Raw genomic sequence first — 26,286 nt, forward strand, 5'->3', positions numbered from 1 at the left:
CTCCCAGCAATATGCCAAACCGGCAGCTAAAACCAACTAAAGTAGGGTCGGCTACGGGACATACACCCTGCCATCAACCACCCGCACGGAAGGATACACCATGGCCGCAGGCTCCTCTTTCGACATCGTCAGCGAGATTGATCGCCAGGAAGTCGATAACGCCCTCAACCAGGCTGCCAAGGAAATCTCCACCCGCTATGACTTCCGCAATGTGGATGCCGGAATCGCCTGGTCTGGTGACGCCATCGTGGTGCAGGCGACTTCAGAGGATCGCGTACGGGCTGCTTTTGATGTATTCCAGTCCAAGCTGATCTGCCGAGGAGTTTCCTTGAAGGCCATTGCGGCAAGCGAACCGGCTACCTCCGGCAAACTGGTAAAAATGACCATCACCCTGAAGCAGGGCATCGACCAGCCCACCGCCAAGAAGATTTCTCAACTCATTCGTGACGAAGGCCCGAAGGGTGTGAAAGTACAGATTCAGGGTGACGAACTGCGGGTGAGCTCCAAGAAGCGGGATGATCTACAGGACACCATCGCACTGGTGAAAGCAGCAGATCTGGACGTGGCGCTGCAGTACACCAATTACCGCTAAGCAGTGTCGTTAACCTACCCGACGCGAGCGACAGTAAAGTCCACCAGCCGAAAGAAGGCTTCCTTGGCGGGGGAATCCTGGAAGATGCTCAGCGCGTCTTTGGCTTCACCACGGTAGGCGTACACCGTCTCACGGGCTTGCCGCATTCCTGCGGAGCCACGTAGCAAAGTCAGGGCTTCTTCCACCAGATTTTCGTCCGTCACAGGCCCAGTGAGAATCTCACGGAGCCGATCCCCCACCGGGCCTTCCTCATCTAGCGCATAGAGCACCGGCAAGGTGAACACGCCTTCGCGGAGGTCTGTGCCGGGGGTTTTGCCGGATTGGGTGGACTCGGAGGCAATGTCGATCACGTCGTCAACAATCTGGAAGGCCATCCCGGTAGCGTGAGCAGCCTTCTGCAAGGCGGCAACCTGCTCCTCGGAGGCACCTGCATAATGGGCGCCGAAGTGGCCAGCGGTGGCGATCAGCGAGGCAGTCTTCCCGTGAATCACCCGCAGATAGGCTTCCGCGGATTCCATCGAGCCGGCGTGAACAGTTTCTTCCATCTGTCCGTTGACGAGCTCAGCGAATGTTTCGGAAATCCAGCGAACTGCCTGCGTGCCCATATCGGACATGATGGCGCTGGCGGCGGCGAAGAGGTAGTCCCCCGCCAGAATGGCGACAGAGTTTCCCCACCGGTTATTGGCGGAGTCCGTACCGCGCCGCTGCGGGGCCTCATCCATCACATCGTCGTGATAGAGGGAGGCCAGGTGGATCATCTCAATCACCGCACCGGAGCGAATAACGTTGGCGGTGAACTCTTCTGTAACGCTTGCGGGAGAATTTTCGGCGATGGCGACCTGTGCGGCCAACAGCACCATGAGGGGACGGAAGCGCTTCCCCCCAGCCTGGGCAAGATAGGAGGCGGTGAGGGTGGGCATGGCGTGGCCGTTATCAAGGCTGCTGTACATCAGGTCCTCAACCTGCTGCATACCACGAGTGGTACGGGCGGCTAGCGCAGCATCACCGAGGTCGATACCAGAGACCTGAGTGTCTTCTGCCATGCGTATTACTTCCTTTGAGAGGTCTGCGATACCCGCGGGAGCATCCGGGGCCATCGGTGGAGGGCAACACCACCAGCCTAATTGGTGATGCGCAGTCTTGGGATAAATCCTACCGGTAGTTAGCGGTTTCGCTACAAGGGACGACGGCCATAATGCAACGCCACAATGCCACCCGTTTCGTTCTGGTAGGTAGCACCATCACCCCAGCCCGCATCCTGCAACTCCACTAAAAGCTGCTCCTGGTTCGGCCAGGCGCGGATGGATTCCGCCAAGTACACATAAGCCTCCGGGTTGGAGGACACCTTAGTGGCGACCCACGGCAGCGCCTTCATGAGGTACTCCATGTACACCACCCGGAAGGGCTTCCAGGTGGGGGTGGAAAATTCGCAGACGACGAGCCGTCCACCCGGTTTCGTCACCCGCGCCATCTCGCGCAGACCTGCACGGAAGTCAGAGATATTGCGCAGGCCGAAGGAGATGGTGACAGCATCAAAGGAGCTATCCGCGAAGGGCAGGTGCATGCCGTCCCCGGCAACCTTGGGAACAGTGCGGCTCTTGCCTGCTTCCAGCATGCCGATGGAGAAGTCCGTGGCGACACACCAAGCACCGGACTTGGCCAGTTCTACGGTGGAGACGGAGGTTCCCGCGGCCAGGTCGAGGACGCGCTCCCCCGGCTGTAAGTTGAGGAGTTGGCGGGTGTGGCGACGCCACAGTTTGTCTTGGCCGAAGGACAGCACCGTGTTGGTGATGTCGTAGCGTTTGGCGACGCCGTCGAACATGCTGGCGACATCCTGTGGTTTCTTCTCTAGGCTTGCTCGTGACACAACGCTCAGGTTACCCGTTTTGTGGGCAGAGCAGTAGCTGCACGCATCCGCAATATCGTGCGGGACTGGTTGACGTGGATCCCGGCGATGGTCCCCCCAAAGTGAGTGCGTCGAATGATGCCACCCGCCCGAATGCGGTAGCGGCCAATCACACAATAGGCCAGCGCGATCCAGGGGAGAACACACACCAGCAGGGACACTGCCGGCACAATAGACAGTGTCCAGCTGCGCCCGGAGATCCGCGCATAGTTGGGGTTGGTGTAGTCGTAGTCGACGCGAACTAGTTGTCCCTCCCGCACTCCGGTGGGGTAGAGGACACCGTTGCGGGGGTTCTGGACGTTGCCATCACGGTCAACGAAGCTGACATAGCGAGTGGAGCGTTCAGTGGATTCCACGCGGGCGTAGGTGCTGGCGAGGTGGCTATTGATATGGAGATCGCTGATGGCACAACCCACCACCATGCTGACTGCCATAAGGAGCGCGAAACAGGCCAGTGCAATAAGTATAATTTGAGTGTAGCGCAACCCTTTACGGAGACGAAGGCGGAGATAAGACATCTCGTAGTCGTCCGGCCGAAGTTCCTGTGGCAGAAGGCGAATAGTCTTCCCTAGCTTGGTAAACCAGGCCGCGATCCGGTGTTGACGAGGAGCCGGTCTAGATGCTGCAGACATCGCTACCTCCCCTCCAAAGTAGCCGCCAGTGCGTAGCGGTGACGACGCTGTGTGCGCACCTCCACCAGCCGCACGCCAGCCGGTTCCGCATACCCGGTCAGGACACCCGGTAGTTCCGCCAGAGTGCACTGCTGGTAGGCCACTCCCCAACCAGCTGCCAACGCCGCAAAGTCGGCAGTGTGCGGCACTCCGAAGAGCCGCTCAAACTGGGCTTCATACGCGGGCGCACCCTGCTCCAAGGTGGCGAAAATACCGCCGCCAGTATCGTTGGCCACCAGAATCGTGAGGTTCTTGGGGGCATTTTCCAAGGTGGGCACAAGAAGCCCTCCACTGTCATGCAGAGCAGCCAAGTCGCCGAGGAACGCCACGATCGGGCCCGGGTGGTGGAAGGCTAAACCCATGGCAGTGGAGATATTGCCATCAATGCCGGAGGCGCCCCGGTTTACCCAGCAGCGAGGGCCAAGGTCTGGGTGGGTGACGGCGAGATCCCGTACTGGATTGGAGGAGCCCACGAAAAGGAGCAGCGCAGGGTCCGCGGCGACCGCCTCCCCTACCGCATACGCCACCTCCAGGCCACTGGGTAGCCGACCCGGGTTGTCCTCTCGTTGCCCGGCGCGCAATCTGGCCACAACATCCAGTACATGGGCATGGGCAGCCCCGTCAGCTTCCGCACAGGTAGCCAACCAGTGCTGCGGGCTCTCTCCAACGGTGGTGAGGTGAGTACAGGCCGTTTGCGCCTGCCCGGCAACATCAGCCCACTCTGTGGGGGCAGTGGGAGCGGTAACGACGATCTGCGGAAGCGCAGGGTCCGCAAGCAGCCGGGTGACGGAGCGGTGCAGGGTGGGTTTGCCTACCACCACAAGCTGCTGCGGGGCGTGGGCGGGGTCGGCCAGCAGTGCTGAGACACAAAGTGGGTTGAGCAGAACGCCAGATGCTCGACCACCTGGTTCACAGAGGGTGGGAACACCAGTTAAAGCGGGTAGCTCCCAACTCCCCTGTCCCGCGATCACCAATGTCCGAAGTGAGAGATCCACAGTGGCGGTGTCACGAACTTCTGTCCAAGGACGCTGCGCAGAGCGGCCCTGCCAGCAGGGGGGAAGAGGTGTCTCATCCACTGGTGGTAGTGCTGTACTTACCGGTGGTACTGCACTATCTATCGGTGATACTAGGGGCTCTCGAAAAGGCACATCAATATGGACTGGGCCGGCACTCGCCGCTGCACGCGCCATGGTTCGGCAGAGAGCAGCCCGCCAATGCGCGTTCCATCCGTGTGCATCCGCCTCTGCTACGACGTCGGAGCCGGCTGCAGGGAGTACCAGTTCGTCGACAATATCGTGGGCGAAGATACCGCGCTGCACAATCGTTTGCTGCGCCCCCACACCCTCCATTTCGGGTGGGCGGTTAGCTGTTAAAAAGACCACCTGCCGGTGGTTGAAACGGGCCTCTACGGCGGCGGGATGGAGATTGGCCACCGCTGACCCAGAAGTGCACACCACCGCCACTGGGGTACCGCTAGCCGCTGTCAATCCCAGTGCCAGAAAACCTGCGCTGCGCTCATCCACTCGCACATGGAGGGTAAGCCGGCCGGCAGCCTCGGCTGCGGCTAACGCAAAGGCTAGGGGCGTGGAGCGCGACCCCGGGCAGAGCACGGCCTCCTGCATCCCGTTGCGGATGAGCTCATCCACCACCACGCGGGCGTGCAGTGTCGCAGGGGACAGGTCTAACGTCACGGTTCGCTCACCCACTCTGCCACAACCACCGAGCTGTCCCCCACTGCGGCCAGTTGCAGCGTGTATCCATGTGGCATGTCCAGGAAGGGCATCCCCTGCGGGTCTTTGTGAAGGGGCTCTTCGGTGAGTTCTTCGGCAAGCTCTTGGGCGATGCTCGGCTGGTCCTTCTCCGGTAATTCACCGGTAGCCGCCACTAGTACGACCTCCGGGAAACTGGGAAGGGTGAGCTCTGCTGTGCCGGACAGTACCGCCACTCGGTGCAAGCCCTCCAGGACACCCACCAGTTCCAGTGTCTCCCCCGGCGCCACCAGATGCACCCGGCTGGTTACCTGTGGGAGCTCCGTCACGACAGTGGCTGTAGGCAATTGAGGAAGCACATGCCGGCCGGCGGACAGGGCACGAAGTTGTGCTGCCCGCAACGTGGAGTAGAGCTGGAAGAGTAACTCATAGCGGGAGGAGTCGATGTGGTCGGGAATACGCCCGTCGACTGCCATCTGGCCGATCTCGTTGAGGATGATCGCGAGTTCTCCCGTCGGTTCCTTCGAGCTTTCCGCCATGGACATGGCGAAATCAGGCATTTCGCTGGTGAGAATTCGCGCTGCTTCCTGCGCGTACATGATGGTCATGGGGCGGTCTTGGGACACTCGCGGGTGTTTACCGGTGGCGACTGCTGCACAGAGCTGGGAGATCAGTGCCCCTTTGAGGGAGGGGAAACCTTCCCCAAAAATCTGGGGGAACTGCAGTTCCATGTAGCGGGCGGCGTAACCGCTGGTGGCTTGCTCTACCAACACCCCAGCTTCCGCCAATGCCTGGCCCACCTCCGTCGTATTGCCGGCGCTGATGGAACTGGCCAACACGATAGTTTCGGGCATAGTAGGAAGGGTTTCCAGAATCTCCACCACGGTGTCGGTGGCGGTGCGAATCTCCTGGGCGAGCTCTTCATCAGTGGGGGCGTGGGTGGGATCCGGTGGGGACCACAGGCGCGCATCCGCAAGGTAGATAAGGCTGTCGTAGTGGAAGGGAGGAAGCTGCTGTGGCTCAGCTGCGCCCAGCGGTACCGCCGGCTCACTCAGCACTTCATCTGTGGCTACTGTGTCCGCCTCTGCCCCGTTCGGCTCATCGGCGCTGGTGATGGCGGGGGTGTCGACAACGGGTGCGAGTGCCTCGCTGCCGGCAGCGGCAAGTTCTTCCTCACTGGCCAAGGGGGTTCCGTCATCAGCACTATCGGAAAAGAAGTCATCGCCGTCATCAGCCACCTCCTCGCCGTCATCGACGATCACATCGATGTCATCGTCGGTGGGAATAGTGGGGAGGAACTCCAACGGATCCACCACCTCTAGCGTGCGCCCCACGTGGGCGGCTTGCACCTGCATATGCCAGGCCAGCACACTGCGACTGCCACACACTAGAGATGCCATGGTCTTCATCCTCATTCTGCGGCCTTGCGGCCGCGGTCAAGTAACCCGTGTGGTCTCAGATTACCCAGAAACACTTGTCCCTGGGGAGTGGCCAGCCTCCACAACACCCTGCTCCGCATCCGCTTCGCCGGAGGGATCCGGTGCAGTATGGTTCGCAGGCGGGTCTGGGATAGGCCAGGCCGAGAAAATACAAGCAGGCACCATTACCGGCACAATCGCCCACAAGGGTGCATCCGCCCCACCACAGGCATAGGCAATTCCCACCGACACCAGCTGCACCAGCCCTACGATCCCCACGGTTTTACGGTGCGACCCAAAATACCGTTGCAGCTTCTGGTAGTTATGCTCGCGGTGAATAAGCATCGGGTTGAGCCGATAGAACATTCGATAAATAAAGGTAAAGAGCACATCCGTCCAGTAGACGGCAAGTGGGGCAATAGTGGCCGGAATGGACACCCCCCGCACCATCAGTACCACGCACATCACCAAGGTGGCCGCACCGGCTACATAGGCGCCGCTCTCCCCTGGGAAAATGCGGGCCCGCGGAAGGTTCCACGGCAGGAATCCCAGAAAGCCGGCAATGAAGATGAGAGTGAGAATCTGCAGTGTCTTATCGGTACAATCGCGGCACAAATAGAGTGTCCACACACCACAGATGATGACGTAAAGCGACGTGATGCCATTAATACCGTCCATGAAGTTGGCGGCATTCGTTACCCACACCGTAAACGGCACGATGAGGATGGCTGTCGTCACCATGGAGGCCATGCTGTACTCGATGGGACCCGTCACCATGAGATAGATGGTGGTTCCGGACATTGCCACCCCGCCCAAGGCCAACAGCACCACACCGGCAGTCGTATTGAGGCCATAAATGTCGTCGAAGATACCCACTGCGGTGAACCACGCCACCACGATGCCCACCAGCATGAAGAGCGGCGGAATTTGTTCCCACCCCTCCACAATAAGGTCGATGACATGCACCATAATTCCGAACAGGATGGCGAGGGAAATACCTATACCGCCGCCGCGCACCGTGGGAATAGAGTGTGCGCGGCGATTTCCCGGCATATCCACCAGGCCTTGGCCCCCGAGGAAGGGCAACAGGAGAATTGGCGCAATAAGGGACAGCACCAGCGCGATAAGCGGTCCCAACATACGTTTCTACCTTCGTCTCGGGGAATACGGGAGGGCACCTGCCCACCCACCATGCGCACCGGGTGGTGTGCATTCTTCAGTGCTCAGTCTACGTGGCTAGCAGGGGGAGGTGACGACGTTCGCGAGATGAGTTGCGAGCGGGTAGCAGCGCTCCAACCTCTCCCTCCACCACTGTTCACGCCCCACAGGAGCACGCAGCTCCTCCAGTCGGGCAGGGGCAGGGGCTGCTATCCGATAGGGCAAGTGGCCATCAACCAGCTGATGCGGTTCACAGACGTCCGCAGTGAAGAAACTGCCCGTGCCCAGCCCACAATCCGCCACCACCGGGAGGGCGGCGGCAGCGGCCAGGCCCGCGTTCATTCCGACCGCCGAGTCGAGAGCACTGGACACTGTAAGAGGGTACGGAATGTGTGAGGCAAGGCGCAGCAGCGCCCGTGGACCTCCCAGCGGGGCCGCTTTCACGACCACGCGATCCACTGCCCCAGCGGCGATAACGCGGAGCGGGTCGGTAGCGCGGCGGATTGACTCGTCAGCGGCTAGTGGGATGCTGCCGGCTAATGTGTCGTGGAGTTCCACAAGCTCGGGGACGGTGCGGCAGGGTTGTTCGGCATAGTCGAAGAAATCGCTGCCGCCGGCCGCCTCCACAATGCGGGGGAGGATGCTGCGGGCCTCCGCAACTGTCCACCCCATATTGGCGTCGACACGCAGCCGTGCGCTGGGTGCATAGTGGTGGACGAGGGCCACCCGGGCAACATCATCCGCCCAGCTCTGCCCACGTTCGGCAACTTTGATTTTGAAGGTGCGTACCCCGGCAAAGTCCTGCTGCACGAGGCGCCGAATAGTGTTCTGTTGAGTGACGACGTCGAGCGCCGGGATAGTGCCGTTGACAGGGATCTGGGTGCGGACTGCGGGGGGTGGGCCAAGCCATGCCATCTCGAGGCCGCTGGCTAACCAGTGGGCAGCCTCCTCATCCCCGTATTCGGGAAAGGCTCCGAACTCTCCCCACCCGGCGGGTCCCGCGAAGAGCAGCATTTCGCGGTGGTTGACACCCCGGAAGGTGACCCGCATGGGCAGGCTCACCACGAAGGCCCGCTCCTGCAAGTCGGCGAGGGTGGGTAAGGGGGTGACGGAGAATGTGGCGGAGGTGGGTGTATCGGCGGGCATAGTCCCACTCTACTGGTCTCTTTCTGGTTCTTTGGCTGCGTACATAACAGTAAGGCAGTGCAGTAGGCTGGAGTACATGGATCCTTCGGCCAACATCAAACGCTCTGGTGCGGATGCTCTTCACCCGGTAGAGCCGCAGCCTCGGCTCACCACCAATCCTTTCGACCCGGCACAGTGGCGTACAGTCCCTGGCTTCGAGGGCCTGACGGACGTCACCTATCATCGGCATGTGGGTGAAGGGCGCGAGTATGGCATCGTTCGGGTGGCTTTTGCCCGACCGGAGGTCTACAACGCCTTTCGCCCCCACACGGTGGATGAGCTGTTGCGGGTGCTGGACCATGCACGCTGCACTCCCGACGTGGGTGTAGTGCTGCTCACCGGCAACGGGCCGTCTCCGAAGAACGGTGGTTGGGCCTTCTGTACTGGGGGCGACCAGCGTATCCGCGGAAAGTCGGGGTACCAGTATGCGCAGACTGATGCGGACGGCGCCCCGGTGGGGGAAGATGTGTCCACTGTTGATGCCGCACGGGCGAAGGCAGAGGGTGGCCGGCTCCATATCCTTGAGGTGCAGCGGCTTATTCGGACAATGCCAAAGGTGGTGATGTGTCTGGTGAATGGTTGGGCTGCCGGCGGCGGGCACTCGTTGCATGTGGTATGTGATCTCACTCTGGCGAGCCGGGAGTGCGCTCGCTTTAAGCAAACTGATGCCGATGTGGGGTCGTTTGATGCCGGTTTCGGTAGTGCCTACCTGGCAAAGCAGGTAGGACAGAAGCGAGCGCGGGAAATTTTCTTCTTGGGCCGTTCGTATACTGCCGCGCAGATGTATGCGATGGGTGCTGTCAATGAGGTTGTCGATCACGCTGATCTAGAGACAGTGGCAATTGAATGGGCAAGGGTTATTAATAAAAAGTCTCCGACGGCCCAGCGGATGTTGAAGTTTGCTTTCAACTTGGCTGATGATGGTTTGGTGGGCCAGCAGGTCTTTGCTGGTGAGGCTACTCGTCTGGCCTATATGACAGATGAGGCGATGGAGGGCCGGGAGGCATTTTTGGAGAAGAGGACCCCGGAATGGGAGCAGTTCCCGTTCTATTACTAATGTCGTAGGTGTGATTTATTCATCTGGTGTTCACTCGGCAAATCTGTGATTTTTTGATGCTGGTAAATCCCTATTTACCTGTTTCCTTTATGCATAAAGATTTCTTTAGATTTATTGTGCCACATCCTGTTTAACTATCTTTCCAAGTTGCAGATCAACCATCCTAAACAATTGAATTACTTGTCCTCCTTATCTTTTAGACGTCTTACACGGAAGACCAGGATAAACGAGGGGTGAACTGCGTTGTGAATCGTCCAAAGTTAGACGATAATCATCTCCGTGAGTCCTGAATTAATCATTCTGTGCATCGTGGTCGTTACCGCTCTGGCTTTCGACTTCACCAACGGATTCCACGACACAGGCAACGCAATGGCTACCTCCATTGCCACCGGCGCACTGAAACCCAAAGTTGCCGTCTCCCTATCCGCAGCATTGAACCTCGTCGGCGCATTCCTCTCCGTCGAAGTCGCCGCCACCGTCGCCAAAGGCATCGTCAATCTCGACAAAGTGAGCGTTGACCCAGCAGACGGTAAAAACCACATGTTGCTCCTCATCGTCTTTTGCGGTCTTGTGGGCGGCATCCTCTGGAACCTCCTAACCTGGCTTTTCGGCCTTCCCTCCAGCTCCTCCCACGCCCTCTTCGGTGGCCTCATCGGCGCCGCACTAGTCTCCTTGGGGACGAGTGGCGTTGTGTGGGGCGGTGTCGTCGGCAAGATCATCATCCCAGCCGTCCTCGCTCCCGTCGTCGCCGGTATTATTTCTGCTGTCGCTACCGCACTGGTCTACCTCATTACCCGCAACGTCGAACATGAGAAGCAGATCCGCGGCTTCCGCTGGGGCCAAATCCTTTCCGCGTCACTCATTTCCCTCTCCCACGGCACCAATGACGCCCAGAAGACAATGGGTGTTATTTTCCTAGCCTTAATCGCCTATGGCAAAGTCAACCCAGATGACGGCATTCCTGCCTGGGTCAAGGTGTGCTGCGCCTTTGCCATCGCTCTCGGCACCTACATTGGTGGTTGGCGCGTTATCCGAACCCTCGGTAAGGGCCTGGTAGAAGTTGAATCTCCACAAGGTATGGCAGCTGATATGGCCACCGCCTCGGTCATTCTCGCCTCCTCCCACTTTGGCCTTGCCCTCTCCACCACCCACGTCGCCACCGGCTCTATCCTCGGTACTGGCCTTGGCCGCAAGGGTGCAGAAGTACGCTGGGGCGTGGCCGGCCGTATGGTCATCGCCTGGGTCATTACCCTTCCCGCCGCTGCCATCGTTGGCGCCCTGACCTGGTTGCTCGGCCACTATGTGGGGCTTCACAACGAGATGCTCGGCGTTATCGTCGTCTTCGCTGTGCTCGTTGCTGCCGCCGGCTATATCTACCATCACAGCCGCAAAGCCCCCATCAACGCCAACAACGTTAACGACGACTGGGACGAGCACAGCAACCCAGGCCAGCTCAGCAGCGCAGAGGGCAAGGACCCTACGAGCTTCAAAACTCGTAGGTCTCGCAAACTCGGCACAGCCACCAAGCAGGACGCTGTTTCTGCCGACCCGGCAACAGGCACAGACCCCGCCGCAACAGCGTCCACTGACCCGGGCCCCAACGCCTCCGTGGCCGAGGTGGTCGCCGAACCTCTTAACACTCCGCAGCAGCAGGGAGGTCACCGCTAATGTTGATGGAAACTCTTCGTAACCTGCCCGCCGTTCTCCTCGCTGGTCTCCTCTTCGGCGCCGGGCTACCTGTCCTCTTTGCCTTCGCCATGGCCGCCGGTTCCGGCAAGACTGAAGAAGTAGACGGCGAAATGATGGAAGTGAAGCCTCCGGCTCTCCCCATGCGGATCCTTTCCTACCTGCTTTTTGCACTCGTCATCGTCCTCATTGTGGTGGGCGTGCTGTGGGTCTCCCAGCACTTCATCTACACCACCTTCGGACTCGATATCTTCCAGAATGGCGGCAAGGGATAACCACCCGCTACACCAATAACCACATAACTCTTCAACAGGAAGCGGCGTCTTCCCATGCGACTCCAGGTACTCACCCTCGCCCCCACGCGAGATAGCTACCGCCAAGCAGAACCCTGCTTAGCGAACATGTTGCAGGATGACGCCGCTGCCGCCTATTTACCCGCCCCCACCACCGCGGCCGGAACCACCGCCCTCACCCAACTCACCCCCTACCTCCCCCAGCTCACGGCACGTGCCACCCTCGTCGTCGCTACCTCTGGTACCACCGGAGACCCCAAATATGCGCAACTGGGAGCAGCCCAGCTCCGCGCCTCTGCCACTGCCACCCACCAGGTACTCGGCGGCCCTGGTGTCTGGCTTCTTCCCCTTCCTCCCCACCACATCGCCGGGATACAAGTACTCCTCCGCAGTCTGGCCGCCGGGTATGAACCCGCTCTCCAAGACACGCGCGGCGGCTTTTCCCTGGACAACTTCGCTGCCATCACCCACCAGCTCCTGGAACGTACCCCAGACTCCCGGCACTACACCAGCATCGTCCCCACCCAACTCCACAAGATCCTCACCGCCTCCACCCACGGCGAACCTGCCGGACGGGCAGCCCTCCAGGCACTCACCAGCTTCGACGCCATACTCGTGGGTGGCGCCGCCCTCTCACCTGAGCTGCAGCGCCAAGCAACCGACGCTGGTGTCCGCCTTGTCCACACCTACGGGGCCTCCGAAACCGCCGGTGGATGCGTCTACGACGGCGTTCCCTTACCAGGTGCACGAGTAGAAATTGATGCCGGAACCGGGCGTATCTGGCTCGGTGGAGACACTATCGCCACCGGCTACCTCAACAAACCCCACCACGTTGCCTGGCAGCGTCCTGGCTGGTTCCGCACCGACGACCACGGCCACTGGGATACCACCCACACCCCACCACGCCTCCATATAGACGGCCGTCTGGACGACGCCATCTCCAGCGGCGGGCTCACCATTTTCCCGGATGCCGTAGAAAACGCCCTCGCCACCCATCCGGCTATTGCACAGGTCGTCGTCCTCGGCCGGCCCGACGAGCGCCTCGGTGAACACGTAGCAGCCGTCATCGTGCCAGCCACCACTCCACAGGCAACGTCCTCCCCTCCCCCCACCCTGGCAGAACTCCGCACCTGGGTGATGAATGCCGGGCTCCCCGCGACTGCCGCTCCCCGCGAACTCATCGTCCGCACCAGCCTCCCCCTGAAAGGCATCGGCAAAGTCGACCGGCGGGCCCTCCAGGACAGTCTGAGGGAAACAGCCGCACCGGCGCGAGCTTTGCGTTCCCGCCGCTCATAGGAGCACCCGTACGGAAAGTGCAACAATAGACCCGTGAACAACGCCACCCCTCCCACCACCCCCAGCCCGGACACCCCGCACTACGCCGCCACCTTCCACGACTGGCTCATCGGTGCCCGCACCCACACCTGGCCCAACGCTATCGCCCCGGTCCTCGTCGGCACCGCTGCTGCCATCCGTATCATGGGTGCGCACTGGCTACAGGATCTCATCTGGGTGCGTGCCCTCCTCGCTATGGTGGTGTCCTGGGCACTCATCGTGGGAGTGAACTTCGCCAACGACTATTCCGATGGCATCCGCGGCACCGATGACGACCGCGTCGGCCCGCAACGCCTCACCGGCTCTGGGCTAGCCAAACCCTCTCATGTGAAAGCAGCCGCGTTTGGCTTCTTCGGCCTCGCCGGTGTGGCCGGCATCGCCCTCTGCCTCATCTCTGGCTTCTGGTGGCTCATCCTTGTGGGTATCTGCTGTGTCCTCGCTGCCTGGTTCTACACCGGCGGAAAGCACCCCTACGGCTACCGTGGCCTGGGAGAGGTGATGGTTTTCATCTTCTTCGGGTTAGTCGCCGTCATGGGCACTCAGCTCACCCAGCTGGGCCACATCAGCTGGGAAGGCGCCGTGGCTGCCGTTGCCGTCGGTGCCTTCTCCTGCGCCAACAACCTGGTGAATAACCTGCGCGATATTCCCTCCGATAGTGCCTCCGGCAAGATCACCCTGGCGGTACGCCTCGGCGACAAGCGCACTCGCATTCTGGACGCATTCCTAGTGTTCGGACCATTCATCCTCAGCTGCGTCCTGGCATTGAGTTCTGTATGGACCCTCCTCTCGCTGCTCGCCCTCCCCCTCGCGTGGAATGCCTATACCCCAGTCCGTACCGGACAGGTGGGGCACGGCCTGGTGGTGTCGCTGAAACAAACTGGCAAAGCTATGCTCGTCTGGTCCCTGCTCCTGGGCGTGGGACTAGCACTGGGAACCATCAGCCTGGGCGTGGCAATTGGTTAAAGTGGGGAGGTAGGAGTTCTCCGACGCCCTGCGGCCCCTATGTGGCCCCTATACGGCCACCCGGCAGCTGTCCGACTGGAGGAGTGATCTCAATGGGTCGTCTCATCATCGTTATTGCCCTTATTGCAGTAGCGGTACTGCTGTGGTTCGCCTTTGGACCCCAACGCCGATCCTCCGGCAGCTCTCCCCGAGGGCTCTTCGGGCGCGGGCAGGCTGCCGACACTACTCCCCCCTGTGACCCCTCTGTCAATTATCCACAGGGTTGGAACGGGCGGGGAGGCTCCTACTGGTATCACTCCACGGACGACGGTGACGATGGCAACTCCGACAACTCCGGAAAACGCCCTCTCGGCCCCGACGATGACCCAGATTTTTTGAACAAACTCTAACGTCCAAAACTCCTGCTAGCTTCTACTTCTCTCGCGGCAGTGAGAGCACCCTCACCGGATCACCACGTGATGCAAGGAGCGACAATCACGACGGTACAGTATCGTCGTCTATCCCATCGGCACCTCACGCTGGCAAGTGCGCGCACTCTCGGCCTGGCCACTACGCTCCCCTCCCTCTCCACCCCCTCCCTCTCCACGTCTATCGGAGGTGACTGTTCAGCAGTAGCGACAACCCACCATCCCTGGGTACGCCGGTCAACTTTCTACAGGGTTACGGCAATGGTTGCCGTCGCTGCGGCATGGCGAAAATCTCGTCTCCCATTCGTAAGTATTTTTTCGCTTTTCCGAAACTCAGCAGGTCACGGCAAAGATCGATTAAGAAACTGTGACACGCCCTTTCTGAAGTGCGATATACACTTGCCATCTGTGCACGTCAGAGTACGAAAAGCAGGGTTCTACTTTTCGATAAGGTGAAGGAGACACCGTGTTCTCGCCACGGCACCACAACTCTGCGTGAGGAGCAAAACATGGCATTTGCCACCAAGCACCCGATGTCTCGGGTGGTTTCCTTGGCAAGCGCTGTAGCTCTGAGTTTGGCCACCCTGGTTCCCATGTCCTCCATGGCACCAGCCTCCGCCGCACCTCAGGCTGCGCCGTCTTCCCAATGGATCAAGTCAACCAACTATAAGTACCCAGGAAACGATGGCAAACGCCACAAAGTCACCTGGGATAAGTACTCCTACAAAGTCGACGGCCAGCGCCTCAACATCTGGTCCGGCGAAGTCCACTACTGGCGGCTTCCCTCCCCCAACCAATGGCGTGACGTCCTCCAGAAGATGAAGGCCGCCGGCTTCAACGCCGTCTCCTTCTACTTCTTCTGGGGCTACCACCAGAGCGCCCCTGATGCCCCCTTCGACTTCTCCGGCGTCCGCGATATGGACCTGCTGCTCCGCATGGCTGCAGAGGAAGGCCTCTACGTTATCGCCCGCCCCGGCCCCTACATCAACGCCGAAATCTCCATGGGTGGTATGCCCGCCTGGCAGACCAACAGTGCTCTGCCGCTCCGTACCGCCTGGGATAAGACCAACTGGAAAGAGCAGCGTGCCTGGCTGCGCGCCATCAACCGCATCCTGGCCCGCCACCAGGTAACCAATGGCGGCGGCTCCGTCCTCATGTACCAGGCGGAGAACGAAGAACTATTCTCCCTCGGCCCCTACGCCGACTACGTAAAGAAAATCATCAAGGCAGCCAAGGAAGACGGCATCAACGTCCCCATCTTCCACAACGACTACGCCCCCTTGAGCAACTGGGCCTTTAACACCAAGGACACCGGGCTAGATGTCTACTCCTACGACGACTACCCCATCCGCTTCGACTGCTCCGCCGAACGCCAGGAACTCAGTGACCACAACTGGCACATTGACCCGGCGTTCAAGGCAGCCAACAATTCCCCGCACTTCATCGCAGAAGCCCAGGGCGGCGCCTTCACCCCGTGGGGTGCCTCCTTTAACGCCTCCGCCTGCGAGAAGTTTGTGGATGCCAACTTCTACCGCCAGTGGGCGGCTCTGAACAACGGCGCCGGTGTTACCGCCTTCAACTACTACATGATCTTCGGCGGCACGAACTGGGGCTGGACCGGCTCCGCCCACTCCGGCTTTACCTCCTACGACTACGGCGCCTCCATTACCGAGGACCGCAACCTGCGCGACAAACTGTCCGTGCAGAAGGAAAACGGCTACTTCCACCGCGCCTTCCCGCAGCTGGTGGTTATGGATGCCACCTCCGACCCGGCCGTCAACAATGTGTACGGCGCCAAGGTGAAGAGCTACCTGCGAACCTCCGCTGGTATGCGTAACCTGTCCATGTCCGGCAAGGGCTCGCAGTACATGGCATTCCGACTGGCCAGCTCCAATGACACCACCCTCACCAAGTTCACCACCAGCCTGACCACCTACGCCCCGAACGGACAGAAAGTCACCTTCAACCGGGTGCCGCAGGAAGGCCAACTCATTCTGCACGGCCGCGACGCCCTGCAGATGCCGGTGGACTTCACGATCGGCGATTGGGGAGCCTACTACTCCACCGGCCTGCTGTTCTTCAATTCCTCCATGAAAGGCCGCCCGCTAGCCGTGCTGACCGGCACCGCTGGCGACCGTGGCGAAATTGTGCTGCACGCCCCCACGAAGCCAGTGGTGAAGAGCGGCAACAAGTCCGTCACCTACACCTGGGACAAGACCAAGAAGCAGCTGCGCATCAACTACGACTGGGGCTTCCCCTACGACATCAAGGTATCCATGAAAGGTAAGGCCCCGCTGACCCTCCGCATCGCGGACCGTCACAGCCTCATCCGCTCCTGGTCCCCGCAGAACTGGCTGAACGGCAAGATACAGGGCATCCTCGTGGAGAACGCGGACCTCGTCCGCTCCGTCCGCTACGAGGGCACTACCGCGCACCTGGTGGGCTCTACCACCAAGCCGCAGAACATCAAGATCTGGCTCCCCCAGGGCATCACCAATGCCACCTGGAATGGCCAAGCCCTGCCGTTGGAAAAGGCTGGAACCCACTACCGCGCTGCCCTCCCCGGACCCGCCGCTGTCTCCGTTCCGAGGCTGAAGTGGGTGAAGCACGAGGAAGGCTACGAAGCCAACCCGAACTTCGACGATTCCCGGTGGCGCGTCGCCAACATCAAACATCCGAAGAACTTCCGGCAGGGCCCAGGCTTCTTCCAGGATGTTGTCCTGGATGCCAACGCCTACAACTTCCATGAAGGTGACATTTGGTACCGCGCCCACTACACCGCCGCCACTGACGACCCCGCTATCTGGGTGAAGGCCTTCGGCGCCCCGGGCTCCAACTTCCTGGTGTGGATGAATGGCAAGTACGTGGGTGCCTCCGCTGCCGTGAAGGGTAGCGTAGCAGACACCGGCCTGGACAACGAGTCCTCCAAGGACCCGACCGCCAACCTATCGGAAAGCCCCAAGTCCATCAGCTTCACAGTGCCACGTGGCACTGTGAAGAAGGGACAGAAGGTTGTCCTCTCAATCCTGCTGCGTAACAACGGCCAGCGTGTGGACTGGGAAGGCACCGGCAACAACCTGCATGCGATGGGTGTGCTGGATGCCCGCCTGGGTAACCAGGGCAAGGTGACGTGGAAGATCCAGGGTGCCCGCGGCGGCATCCACCCGGTTGATAATGTTCGTGGAATCTACAACAACGGTGGTCTCTACGGCGAGCGTGCTGGCTGGCACCTGCCGGGCTTCCCCGACAACACTTGGAAGCCGGCTGCCACCATGCACGCCAGCAAGCCGGGTGTCACCTGGTACCGCTCCGACTTCACCCTCAACTTCCCCGCCAACCAGGACGTCATGCTGCGGCTGAACGTCAAGTCCAAGCGTTTCCACCCGAATCGCAAGGACAAGGCACGCACCGTCATGTTCGTGAACGGCTGGAATGTGGGAACCTGGGTGGGCAATGTGGGCCCGCAAGAGTCCTTCACCATCCCTGCCGGTTTCCTTAACCGCAACGGCAAGAACGAAATTGCTATCGCGGTGACGGCAGAGGGTACCGGCTACGGCCCGGAAACCATCCAGCTTGGTGTCATCGGCAACTGGCTGGGTTCCATCCCGTGGAAGGAGAACAAGGCTCCTGGCTACCAGCAGCTGAAGCACAACCTGATGGCAGCCTATCCGCAGATTCGGATGGCAACCGTCAAACAGAGCTAACGCTCGGTTACTGACAACACCAGAAGGGGAGCATCCCACCGGATGCTCCCCTTCTGTTATGCATTCTGTTATGAATAGTGCCGCTTACACCAGTATGGCTATCACAAGGCCAGTACGACGTGTGGTGTTAAGCCTGCAAACCCCGTTTGAAGTCGGACTTCAGGCTAGCAGGATCCGACATACCGGAGGGTTCCTGGTACTCAATAGCAATAATGATGTCGCCATCAAACACCAGGGTGGTAATGGAACCAAGGGAGCACATGCGCTTGCCGGGATGGTGCCCTAGGCTCTTCTCCTCGGCGAAAAGCCGCAGTACCCAAATGACGCACTGGTGGCAGACACACACGGCCTCGTGTCCACGGTTTTCCCAGACAGCCTGGTGGGCTATTGCCAGCATGCGCTCCACCATCTTGGTGTAGTGCTCGCCCCAGGAGGGAGTCCGCAAGCTCCCCAAGTGTTTCCAGATACGGGGAGTGGTAAGAATCCCCTTGGGGGTAAGGAGTTCATTCTCCAGATACGAGCCTGCCTCAATGAGCAGCGGGCTAGTGACAATATCCAGGCCGAAATCCTGGGCAATCGGATAGGCGGTCTGCTGGGCACGCTTCAGCGGCGACGCATAGACACCCGTAATATCGTTATTGTGCAAGGATTTTGCCACATTGATGGCATGTTGCTCACCACGCTCCGTGAGTTTAAATCCACGTTGGCGGCCATACAGGCGGCCGGAAGGGTTGTCGACCTCGCCGTGACGCACAAAGTGCACCTTGGTAATGGTCCCCGACGCTCCCGGCGGATACTGCCATTCCTGGTCTTCTCCAGGCAAGGGTGACGGGTACGTGGACTCAGTCATCGAAGAGACTCCTTAACGAGCTACCCCACAGCCACCACCAGCCAGGCGGCAACTGTGCAGCAAGCTGCACACGGATGTTTGTACTCTCTGCAGTCTACCGAAACAGTAGCAAGAGCGAGGTGTTAGCCCCGGCGCAGGCGCAAGGAATTACCTACCACAAACAGGTCGGAACACACCATCGCAAACCCGGCCATCATTGGATTAAGGTAGCCAAACATGGCCAGCGGAATCATGGCGACGTTGTAGATAAACGCCCAGAACAGGTTTCCTCGCACGATACGGCTCATACGGCGCGCCAATTGCAGTGCCTCGGGGACAACCTCCAGGTCGCCGCGTACTAGGGTAAGATCGGCGGCCTGCATTGCCGCATCGGTACCTGTCCCCATGGCGATCCCTAGGTGGGCCAGTGCCAGTGCGGCAGCATCGTTAATGCCGTCACCGACCATTGCCACAGTCTTTCCCTGCTGCTGCAGTTCCGCAATCTTGTCGGCCTTCTGGGTAGGGAGCACACCGGAGATAACATTCTTCGCCGGGATGCCCACTTCGTCCGCAATATGCTGGGCAGCTTGTGCATTGTCGCCCGTCACCAGGACAGTGTGGCAGCCCTGCTCGTGCAAGGCACTAATGGCCGCTGCAGAGGTGGGTTTCACGGTGTCGGCAACAACAATGCTGCCGATAAACTCGTCATCCCGGTAGACCGCCACCTGCGAGGCAGCCAGGCTGAGCTCAGCAGTAGATAGGCGCAGTGCCTCAGCACCCACCTTATCCCGCGGCTTGCCCACAAACACCCGGGCGCCGGACACGTCACCAACCACACCTTCCCCCGGCACGGCAGTAATGCCGTCGGCCATCTCTACAGTCTCGCTGCTGGTTGCCCGCACAATGGCCGCGCCAAGGGGGTGCTCAGAACCCCGCTCCACAGCCGCCGCCCACTGCACAACCTGGGCGGAGGAGAAGCCACTCACCGGTACCACGTCCACCACCGACATTTCGCCGGTAGTAATGGTGCCTGTCTTATCGAATACGACGGTATCGATGTCCCGCACCTTCTCCAGGGTTTCCTGGGAGCGCACGATAATGCCGCGTTGAGCAGCTCGGCCGGTACCCACCATGAACGCCAGCGGTGTCGCCAACCCAAGCGCACAAGGACAGGCGATGATGAGAACAGCCACACCGGCGGTAAAGGCCGCCGCCACCGACTCGCCCGCCACCAAATGACCACCCAGAGCAACGAACGCCAGCAGAATCACAATGGGAACAAAGACACTGGAAATACGGTCGGCCAGGCGCTGCGCATTCGATTTGCTCTCCTGCGCTCGCTTCACCGCCTCCGTAATAGCAGCCAGCTGCGTGTCCGCCCCCACGGCTGTTGCGCGCACCAGCAGAGTGCCGGTGGTATTCACGCATCCGCCAATAACCTCATCGCCCGGCGCGACGGGCTGCGGCATAGACTCTCCTGTCATGGCAGAGGCGTTAACAGAGCTCACACCTTCGACAACCACACCATCAGTAGCGATCTTGTCGCCCGGCAGCACGCGGAAGAGATCATCCTTCGACAACGAACTCACTGGGATACGGTGTTCTACCCCCTGAGCATCGACGAAGAGAGCATCCTTCGCCCCCACATCCATGAGTGCGGTAAGCCCGGCGCGGGCCGAGCGCTTCGCACGGTGCTCCAGATAGCGACCCAGCAGGAGAAAGACGATGACGCCGGCAGCGGACTCAAAATAAACCTGCCCACTGGGGTCCACATTCGGGTTCCACAGCTGCATACTGTGGTGCATTCCGATGTGGCCCGCCGTTCCAAACAGCATGGCTCCCAGGCTCCAGAAGTAGGCGGAGAGCGTGCCGAGGCTCAGCAGGGTGTCCATGCTGACGGTGTGGTGTTTGGCATTAGCGATGGTGGCGCGGTGGAATACCCAGCCAGGGTAGAACACCACAATGGTGGTGAGAACCAGACACAGCCACTGCCAGCCCGGGAACTGAGCGGACGGCACCATCGAGATAACCATGACGGGCAGGGTGAGAACCGCTGCGACGATGAGGCGGGTGACGAGATCGCGGCTAGCTTTCTCCTCCGCCTCTACGATCTGCTGGTCCGCATCGACGGCGGAGATGCTATTGCCGTCAGAGAGAAGCCGGGCGTCGTAGCCGGCCCCCTTCACCGCCTCGATGAGATCCTGGGCACTGTAGCTGTCGGCTGCTTCCAGGGAGGCGCTTTCGGTGGCGAAGTTGACCATGCACTCCACCCCCTCAAGTTTGTTGAGGGTGCGCTGCACATGGTTGGCACAATTAGCACAGGACAAGCCCAGCAGTGCGAGTTCAACATGGCGATAGTCCGCGGTGGACGCCGGCACATGTGCGGTGGACGCCGGCGCAGTCTGCACCGCGGAGGCGGCAGGCGCCGGGCAACTGTCTTCAGCCGAGGATGAGCGAGGTGTAGAGGAAGGCATGGGCGACTCCTTGTGAGATAGAGAGGACCTGTCTGATGCCGATGGGTGGCGCCAGACAGGCGGGGAAACTTCTGGTCTCGATCGCTGCGGCGGTACATGCCGCACGACCGAGAAGGCGAGCGTTAGACAAGGGTGAAACCAGCCTCTTCGACGGCTGCGGCGAGGGCGTCACGGGACACGTCACCTTCCGCATCAAAGGTCACGTTGCCGGAGGCGAGATCGACAACGACGTTGGAGACACCGGGGACCTTGGAGACTTCATCGGTGACGCGCTGGACGCAGTGTCCGCAGGTCATGCCGTCAACTTTTACGGTGGTGCTAGCCATGAGGATACTCCTTACAGATCAAAAGGCCAACGTGGATATGCAGGCAGCCATCCGACTATCCGGGTATAGCGGCTCCTAGTCGGCACAACGTGGGAACTGAGGTGACTATTCCGGCTTCGGCCGACGGCCAGGAGTGAGAAACGTCACATCGGGGTAGAACCAGCGAACCGTAGTGGGCCACACCAACAGCACCAACACCGCCAGCACGACGAAGAGATGCAGCAAAGGCATCCCACCCCGCCCCACAATCGCGACGATCGCCAGCGCAATCACAGACACTGCCGTGACCCCGACCTGGATCTTCCAGCCCAGCGTAGACTTCTGATGTGTCGCACCTGCCAGCGCCCCCACTGCTAATCCGCTGACGATACAAATAATGGCAGCAGTTCGAGCCTCCGTCACCTGGAAATCCGACTCTGCATACGTGCTGATAGTACGTAGCATGATGAAGCCACCAGCAACTCCTAGTAAGGTGGCAACGAGAGATAGATAATAGGCGAAGGACACACTTGCCGGACGGATTGTCTTCACACTAGCTACCTTAACGGAAAAGCCCTTCGTCTCGCCTTTCTTAGCATGCATCAGGAGATGACCATGGTCGACTCTCATCAGCCTCAGACAGACGACGCTGCCCAGACGCCACGTCTGCTGGTGAGCCGCCCCGCCGGTGACCCCTTCAGCAAGGCCCTCGAACAGGCTGGATACCACGTGGTCTCCACCCCTTTCAACCACTGCTGCACCGCCGGTGACCCCCACGGTCCCGGCCTTTCCGCTGTCTGTGCCTGGGAAGAACCCCTCCGCGCCGGCCACGTCATGTGGGTGGTCTTTGCCTCCCGCCGCGGAGTTGAAGTCCTCAACAAACTTCTTCCCGATGCCCTCGCCGACGCTGCCAAAGCCGGCACCAAGTTCGCCGTCGTCGGCCCTGCCACTGGTGCCGCCCTGCGCCGCCTCGGCCTCGAGCCCGACCTAGAGATGCCCGCCTCTGCCGCCACCGGCCAGCAGCTAGGCAAGGCGCTTCGCGAGAAGGTGGACTACCCGCCGGCAAAGCCCACCAAGAAGAAGCCCCCCGTCCCCACCCTGCTGTGCATCGGCTCGGCCCTCTCCCGCTGGGATTCCGCCGTAATGCTGCATGAGGCCGGCTGGGACGTTACCTGTTTGCCCGTCTACACCATGCTGCCGTTGGAAGCGGAAGAACTCCCCGCCGGCACCATTGACGACTGGCGGCACGGCGTATTTGCATGCGCGGTGGTGACGGCCCCGTCCGCTGCCCGCGTTCTTTCCGACCTGTGTGGTAAAGGCACCGTGGTGTGTATTGGCGACACAACTGCCGCCACCGCCAAGAAAGTGGGCCTAAAGGTGAGCCGGGTAGCCAAAACCGCCGACCCGACCGGTGTCCTGGAGGCGGTTGAGCAGGCGTTCCCGCTGGAGGAGAGTACTGTCTCCGCTTCCCCCGCCCAGTCTTTCTAGAGGCTCTCACTGTGTATCCTGTGTAACGCCCGCGCCGCCTATGCTCCACTGCCGCGCTGCGTGATCTCGCCCAAGAGACTCGTATCTCCCCAAACAGCTCATCTATCCCGCTTTTGTTCGTGACGGGATCAGTAGACCCGTCGCCATCTCCTCTCTCCCCGGCCAGTATCAGCACACGCTGGACTCGCTGCGCCGGCTGGCGGTGGAATGTGCCGAAGCGGGGATCGGAGGTATCGATCTGTTCGGTGTGCCCCGCGAGGAGGATAAAGATGAGTGCGGATCACAGGCCTGGGCAGAGGATGGCATCCTCAACCGGGGGCAGCGGGGGTGGTTGGATCGCCAACGAGTGGTGCTGGAGTCGGTGACGGGCATTGTGCGTGCCGGTGCGGATATTGCCCTCACATACTGGGCGCCTGAGATTGCCAACTGGCTGCGCTGAGAACTGGTGAAGATTTAGCGGGGGCGCTGTGGGCCGTTCGGGGGAACAGGCGGCAGCGGCGGCATGGGCGGACGACGCTGTGCTGTCATCTCGTTGAACCACTGGTCCGCTTCCAGTTTGCGCATTTGAAAGAGGGCAGCCATGGCCACGATTCCCTGCAGGATGACCACGCAGAGGACAAAGAAGGAGAAGACACGGGAACCTGTGACCCCGTCTGCTTGGGAGAGGTAGTAGGCGATGGGGCTGAAACTTCCAGAGAGCCCTTGGGTGGACATAATGATGCCGGAGAGTGTCTGGAAGCCCATGTAGCAGGCGAAGAAGATGAGGGCGAAGCAGGCCCACTTGCGCCCCAGGCTCATCCGCCAGATGACGAGTGCTAGCAGTAGCGCCAGGAGAAACTCCATGAAGATCCCTGCGAAGGGAACGGCAGCCGACATGAGGTGTACTTCGTTAGCGCTGTAGTGCAGGCCCGGGGTGGAGCCTTGTTCCTGCAGTGTGGTGAGGCGGGTAGAAAGGTCCTCGGCGATGACGGCTGTGAGGGTCTGTGAGTAGAGGATACTCACCACGATCTCGGAGAGGATGTGCAGCGCGGAGAGTGCCAGCACTCCGATCCAGAGGAGGAGGGCAGTGTCGACACAGTACGGGCGGCGCAGTTTTTCCATAGCCTCAGATTATCGGAATAAGGGGAATGCTGCCCGGTCAGGAGCACTATGCCGCCTCGTCCTGCTCTTGCGGGGGTTTAGACGAGTGATCCACATGGCGGCCGAGGCGCGCACCACGCGCGGCATTGTGGTGAGGTATTCGCGGTGTCGTGAATTGGCGTGACAGGTTGTGACAGGGCAGTGACGGCACACCATCATGGTGTGCCGTGGGGGGAGCTCCTTTTCGTAGAAAGAACTGTGGCCACCCTGGTCATTGAAAAACAACCAGGGTGGCCACGCAGAATTCATACTGTCAAGCTACGCAGAGCACTGCGGAGCGAGCTGTTGCGTCTCTTACTTCTTGACGCTGGCGAGGTACTTTTCGACCTTCTTACGCACATCCTCGTCGGTGAAGTCGCCGGCGTCAGAGCCGACGCCCACCACGGTGAGGGAGGCGGTAGCGACGCCCCACACACCGGCCTCAGCCGGGCTGTAGCCTTCGGAAATGCCCTTGAGGAAGCCGGCGGAGAAGGAATCTCCGGCACCATCGGTGGCGATGACCTTTGCCTTCATGGCGGGAACCTTGGTGACAGTGTCGCGGGTGACGACAATAGCACCGTCTTTACCGGCAGTGGCGGCAACGCAACCAACACCGTAGTCGATCATCTTGCGGCAGGCGGCCACCAGGTCGGTTTCGCCGGTGTAGCCCATAATCTGCTCATCGTTGGGGAGCAGGAAGTCAATGTAAGGCAAGGCGTCCTGGATCCAGGTAACGACAGCCTTGGAGCCACCCGCAAGGAGGTCTGCGGAGGTGATAGCTCCACCGTCTTTAGCAGCACGCAATACCTTGGCGACAGCCTTGCCACCCTGAAATTCGGGGGCACCGTAGTGGACGACGTCGGCCTGGGCGATGAGATCCCACGGGGCTTTTTCGACGTCATAGAGAATTTCAGTACCGACCAGGTGGAGGGCAGGACGGGAGCCATCTTTACGGATCGGGATGACGGAGCCAGTGGTGGGGGTGCCCTCAATGATTTGGAAGTGGTCGGTATTGATACCGCGCTCGTTCATGAGCTGGCGCAGAATGCGACCGCGTACGTCATTGCCGCAAGCGGAGGAGACGTAGGTGTCGAAGCCCAGTTTCTTGAGGGTGAGGGCAGTGCCGCCGGCAGTTCCGGCCGGGGTGATGTGGATGTTATCCACGAGTGCGGCGCCCTGTCCCGGCGGAATGCTCTCCACCGGCTGGACGAGGATGTCCAGAACACTGGTACCAATTGCGAGGGCCTTCATAGCCATGGGGAACTCCTTTTACTTGGTTTTTTGGACGGTACCGTAACTCTTAAGTTTTGCTGCCGCGGCGACACCCACCACTTCACATGGTTTCATTTCTCGCGGCTCTCCGTGGACAGATGCGATGTGATAAACCTTGCATACCCATTCGAGGAGCTCGGCGTTCTCTGCAGCCGATTCGAGAGTCTTGCCGGAGCAAATGGTGCCATGCGCTTTGAGAATGATGCCCTTCTGCCCCAGAATCTTCTTCTTAACGGTATCGGCAAGTTTCTTGGTTCCGAAGGTGGCGTAAGGAGCGACTTTAATGGAGCCACCCAGTGTGAGCTGCGTGTAGTGGACGAGGGGAACCTCATCGAGCACAAGGCTGAGCGCAGTCGCGTAGGGAGAGTGGGTATGGACAACAGCTTGCGCCTTGGGGTCTGATTCGTAGATGCCAAGGTGCATCTGCATCTCCGAGGTGGGTTTCACATTGCCGTCGAGTACTAATCCATTGGCGTCGACAAGGGGAACCTGGTCGACGGTGATGTTGTAGAAGCGGGCCCCGGTGGCGGTAACGAGGAAATTATCCCCGTATCGACACGAAATATTGCCGGCGGAGCCTTCTACAAGGCCGCGTTCGGCAAGCTGGTGGGCAATGTCCACTATCTCCTGACGGAGCTCTGCAAGCTGTTGCGTTTCCATACTTTTAGGGTTGTCTGTTGACGTCCAACTGTCAACGGCATTTCCGTGAATTGCG

The 26,286-nt window shown here is 60.4% G+C and carries 24 protein-coding genes; 10 read left to right on the plus strand and 14 right to left on the minus strand.

What is annotated here, in order from left to right:
* Positions 1–100 precede the first annotated feature (100 nt).
* The gene (locus IY73_RS02990; RefSeq protein ID WP_053961774.1) at positions 101–592 is read left to right on the plus strand and encodes a YajQ family cyclic di-GMP-binding protein; all 492 of its coding nucleotides are present in this window, start codon (positions 101–103) and stop codon (positions 590–592) included.
* A 14-nt stretch (positions 593–606) separates the two neighbouring features.
* Here the strand turns inward: IY73_RS02990 and IY73_RS02995 are convergent, their stop codons facing one another.
* The 7 genes from IY73_RS02995 to IY73_RS03025 all read right to left on the minus strand — a co-directional run bounded on the left by IY73_RS02995 (position 607) and on the right by IY73_RS03025 (position 8,600).
* Entirely contained in the window at positions 607–1,635 is a 1,029-nt protein-coding gene (locus IY73_RS02995; RefSeq protein ID WP_053961775.1) for a polyprenyl synthetase family protein, read from the minus strand.
* Positions 1,636–1,766: 131 nt separating this feature from the next.
* On the minus strand, positions 1,767–2,459 hold the full coding sequence (locus IY73_RS03000) for a demethylmenaquinone methyltransferase (protein WP_082345348.1): 693 nt from the start codon (positions 2,457–2,459) through the stop codon (positions 1,767–1,769).
* Between the two features lie 5 nt (positions 2,460–2,464).
* Entirely contained in the window at positions 2,465–3,130 is a 666-nt protein-coding gene (locus tag IY73_RS08050; protein ID WP_082346536.1) for a DUF3592 domain-containing protein, read from the minus strand.
* A 2-nt stretch (positions 3,131–3,132) separates the two neighbouring features.
* Positions 3,133–4,875: a 2-succinyl-5-enolpyruvyl-6-hydroxy-3-cyclohexene-1-carboxylic-acid synthase gene (gene menD / locus IY73_RS03010; protein ID WP_053978808.1), complete on the minus strand. Its 1,743-nt coding sequence runs from the start codon at positions 4,873–4,875 to the stop codon at positions 3,133–3,135.
* Positions 4,857–6,278: a Rossmann-fold NAD(P)-binding domain-containing protein gene (locus IY73_RS03015; RefSeq protein ID WP_053978809.1), complete on the minus strand. Its 1,422-nt coding sequence runs from the start codon at positions 6,276–6,278 to the stop codon at positions 4,857–4,859. The genes menD and IY73_RS03015 overlap by 19 nt, the downstream gene beginning before the upstream one ends.
* A 60-nt stretch (positions 6,279–6,338) precedes the next feature.
* Complete coding sequence (locus IY73_RS03020; protein ID WP_053961777.1) at positions 6,339–7,436, minus strand: MraY family glycosyltransferase; 1,098 nt, start codon at positions 7,434–7,436, stop codon at positions 6,339–6,341.
* Between the two features lie 96 nt (positions 7,437–7,532).
* Entirely contained in the window at positions 7,533–8,600 is a 1,068-nt protein-coding gene (locus tag IY73_RS03025; RefSeq protein ID WP_053978810.1) for an o-succinylbenzoate synthase, read from the minus strand.
* Between the two features lie 76 nt (positions 8,601–8,676).
* Here IY73_RS03025 and IY73_RS03030 point away from each other — a divergent pair, with 76 nt between their 5' ends.
* The 7 genes from IY73_RS03030 to IY73_RS03060 all read left to right on the plus strand — a co-directional run bounded on the left by IY73_RS03030 (position 8,677) and on the right by IY73_RS03060 (position 18,084).
* Complete coding sequence (locus IY73_RS03030) at positions 8,677–9,696, plus strand: 1,4-dihydroxy-2-naphthoyl-CoA synthase (protein WP_082346537.1); 1,020 nt, start codon at positions 8,677–8,679, stop codon at positions 9,694–9,696.
* Between the two features lie 279 nt (positions 9,697–9,975).
* Complete coding sequence (locus IY73_RS03035) at positions 9,976–11,364, plus strand: inorganic phosphate transporter (protein WP_053978811.1); 1,389 nt, start codon at positions 9,976–9,978, stop codon at positions 11,362–11,364.
* Complete coding sequence (locus IY73_RS03040) at positions 11,364–11,657, plus strand: hypothetical protein (protein ID WP_053978812.1); 294 nt, start codon at positions 11,364–11,366, stop codon at positions 11,655–11,657. Before IY73_RS03035 ends, IY73_RS03040 begins: the two co-directional genes overlap by 1 nt.
* A 54-nt stretch (positions 11,658–11,711) precedes the next feature.
* Positions 11,712–12,971: an o-succinylbenzoate--CoA ligase gene (menE, locus tag IY73_RS03045; protein ID WP_053961781.1), complete on the plus strand. Its 1,260-nt coding sequence runs from the start codon at positions 11,712–11,714 to the stop codon at positions 12,969–12,971.
* A gap of 33 nt (positions 12,972–13,004) precedes the next feature.
* The gene (locus IY73_RS03050) at positions 13,005–13,973 is read left to right on the plus strand and encodes a 1,4-dihydroxy-2-naphthoate polyprenyltransferase (protein ID WP_053978813.1); all 969 of its coding nucleotides are present in this window, start codon (positions 13,005–13,007) and stop codon (positions 13,971–13,973) included.
* Positions 13,974–14,065: 92 nt separating this feature from the next.
* Positions 14,066–14,362, plus strand: coding sequence for a hypothetical protein (locus IY73_RS03055; protein WP_053961783.1), 297 nt, complete (start codon positions 14,066–14,068; stop codon positions 14,360–14,362).
* 527 nt (positions 14,363–14,889) lie between these two features.
* On the plus strand, positions 14,890–18,084 hold the full coding sequence (locus IY73_RS03060; protein ID WP_053978814.1) for a beta-galactosidase: 3,195 nt from the start codon (positions 14,890–14,892) through the stop codon (positions 18,082–18,084).
* Positions 18,085–18,211: 127 nt separating this feature from the next.
* Here the strand turns inward: IY73_RS03060 and IY73_RS03065 are convergent, their stop codons facing one another.
* The 4 genes from IY73_RS03065 to IY73_RS03080 all read right to left on the minus strand — a co-directional run bounded on the left by IY73_RS03065 (position 18,212) and on the right by IY73_RS03080 (position 22,295).
* Entirely contained in the window at positions 18,212–18,934 is a 723-nt protein-coding gene (locus IY73_RS03065; RefSeq protein WP_082345352.1) for a histidine phosphatase family protein, read from the minus strand.
* Between the two features lie 122 nt (positions 18,935–19,056).
* Positions 19,057–21,387: a heavy metal translocating P-type ATPase gene (locus IY73_RS03070; RefSeq protein WP_082345353.1), complete on the minus strand. Its 2,331-nt coding sequence runs from the start codon at positions 21,385–21,387 to the stop codon at positions 19,057–19,059.
* A 122-nt stretch (positions 21,388–21,509) separates the two neighbouring features.
* Complete coding sequence (locus IY73_RS03075; RefSeq protein WP_053978815.1) at positions 21,510–21,713, minus strand: heavy-metal-associated domain-containing protein; 204 nt, start codon at positions 21,711–21,713, stop codon at positions 21,510–21,512.
* 105 nt (positions 21,714–21,818) lie between these two features.
* Positions 21,819–22,295, minus strand: coding sequence for a hypothetical protein (locus tag IY73_RS03080; protein WP_082345355.1), 477 nt, complete (start codon positions 22,293–22,295; stop codon positions 21,819–21,821).
* Between the two features lie 12 nt (positions 22,296–22,307).
* Here IY73_RS03080 and IY73_RS03085 point away from each other — a divergent pair, with 12 nt between their 5' ends.
* Positions 22,308–23,180 carry a uroporphyrinogen-III synthase gene (locus IY73_RS03085; RefSeq protein WP_053961787.1) on the plus strand — a complete coding sequence of 291 codons (873 nt, stop codon included), beginning with the start codon at positions 22,308–22,310 and terminating at the stop codon, positions 23,178–23,180.
* A 145-nt stretch (positions 23,181–23,325) separates the two neighbouring features.
* Entirely contained in the window at positions 23,326–23,619 is a 294-nt protein-coding gene (locus IY73_RS08800; protein ID WP_390175767.1) for a hypothetical protein, read from the plus strand.
* Between the two features lie 14 nt (positions 23,620–23,633).
* On the opposite strand, the gene IY73_RS03095 is transcribed toward IY73_RS08800, so the two are convergent.
* The 3 genes from IY73_RS03095 to IY73_RS03105 all read right to left on the minus strand — a co-directional run bounded on the left by IY73_RS03095 (position 23,634) and on the right by IY73_RS03105 (position 26,231).
* On the minus strand, positions 23,634–24,281 hold the full coding sequence (locus tag IY73_RS03095) for a hypothetical protein (protein WP_053961789.1): 648 nt from the start codon (positions 24,279–24,281) through the stop codon (positions 23,634–23,636).
* Positions 24,282–24,614: 333 nt separating this feature from the next.
* The gene (locus tag IY73_RS03100) at positions 24,615–25,556 is read right to left on the minus strand and encodes a carbohydrate kinase family protein (protein ID WP_053961790.1); all 942 of its coding nucleotides are present in this window, start codon (positions 25,554–25,556) and stop codon (positions 24,615–24,617) included.
* Between the two features lie 12 nt (positions 25,557–25,568).
* Positions 25,569–26,231 (minus strand): class II aldolase/adducin family protein, encoded by a 663-nt coding sequence (locus IY73_RS03105; protein ID WP_053961791.1) that lies wholly within the window; start codon positions 26,229–26,231, stop codon positions 25,569–25,571.
* Positions 26,232–26,286: the final 55 nt, after the last annotated feature.

The organism is Lawsonella clevelandensis (assembly GCF_001293125.1).
GTDB lineage: Bacteria > Actinomycetota > Actinomycetes > Mycobacteriales > Mycobacteriaceae > Lawsonella > Lawsonella clevelandensis.